This window comes from Shewanella sp. c952 (assembly GCF_019654975.1).
Classification (GTDB): Bacteria; Pseudomonadota; Gammaproteobacteria; order Enterobacterales; family Shewanellaceae; genus Shewanella.
In genome coordinates this window covers 1-1336 of record NZ_BPEW01000076.1, presented here as the reverse complement: position 1 = coordinate 1336, position 1336 = coordinate 1, and the positions used below count along the sequence as shown (strand labels likewise).

Genomic DNA, 1336 nt, shown 5'->3' with positions numbered 1-1336 from the left:
TCTGACGAATCCCCACAAAAAGACAAATAGAAATAATGAGATAGGAAAAATAATAAGGAACATTCATGGCATTTGGTGATCAAATTTATCGCCAAACAAAAATTACCACGAGTAAATGCCATGAATGCGAAACAAGTTTTATCAAAATGCCTCTATCTTGTCACCCCATTAATGCACAAAACTCGACGACAGAGTTTGTTTTCTGCAATCGAAAGTTCTATGAATGGTGGTTCCCTATCAATCACTGGCCTTGGTCGCGGCATTGATAGTAATGCCTTGGAAAAACATAAGATTAAACGTGTTGATAGGCTTTGCAGTAACGCCAACATACATAGTGATATCGAGTTCATTTACACCCGTATGGCCTACCTGTTAGTCGGAACAATGAAGCAGCCAATTATTCACATTGATTGGTCAGACCTTGATGATCGCAAGCAAAGCTTTCTCATACGGGCATCACTCGCGGCTCAAGGACGGTCTTTAACACTCTACGAAGAAATACACCCGCTCAATAAAAAAGAGAAGCCGAAAACTCACCTGCTATTCATGACAAAACTAAAGGCTATGTTGCCCAATGACTGCAAGCCTATCATCGTAACTGACGCAGGCTTTCGTATCCCTTGGTTTAAGCAGATTCTGTCTCTTGATTGGGATTATGTAGGCCGCTTTAGAAATAGAACACACTGCAGAAAAGTCGCGGTTCATCATTGGTACCCAGTCAAAAAACTCTATGTTCAAGCAAGCTCTAGAGCTAAAAATCTTGGCGTATACTTTTTAGGTGAACAGGTATCTTTCAGCTCTCGTTTAGTTATCTTCAAACGCGAGCCTAAAGGACGAAAGGATAGAACTGCAACAGGTGATAAAGCTAGGCGAAGTAAGCGGTCTCGTGCAAGTGCAGAACGAGAAAAAGAGCCTTGGTTACTAGCTACATCACTTTGTAACTCAAGTGCTACGGCTAAAAGAATCGTTAAGATTTATGCGACAAGGATGCAAATAGAAGAAAGCTTTAGAGATGTTAAAACTGGTCTGAGAATGAATGATAGCGGTACTCGAATAGCGAGCAGATTGAGCGTATTACTACTCATTGCTTGCCTATCTCAGTTTATCCTTTATCTGTTAGGTTTAGCCGTCAAAGCTGCAGGTAAACACAGGCAATATCAAGCGAACTCAATAAAGCACCGTAACGTGCTCTCAAACCAATTTATCGGCTTGAGAGCATACAAAGACAGGAAGTTGAGGCTGCTGAAGTCGCATTGGCGAACGGCCATTAATACACTGCAAGGCTTAGTTCGGGATCCACAAGCAAGCTATTAAATTCGTGGGGATCCCTCAGGGT

The 1336-nt window shown here is 41.8% G+C and carries 1 protein-coding gene; it reads left to right on the top strand.

Annotated elements, in window-relative coordinates:
* Positions 1-120: 120 nt before the first annotated feature.
* Positions 121-1314: an IS4 family transposase gene (locus K5R16_RS21910; protein ID WP_220740515.1), complete on the top strand. Its 1194-nt coding sequence runs from the start codon at positions 121-123 to the stop codon at positions 1312-1314.
* Positions 1315-1336 lie beyond the last annotated feature (22 nt).

Excerpts from the sequence above, each read along its gene's own strand:
- K5R16_RS21910 (WP_220740515.1), top strand. The coding sequence starts at position 121 with ATGAATGCGAAACAAGTTTTATCAAAATGCCTCTATCTTGTCACCCCA.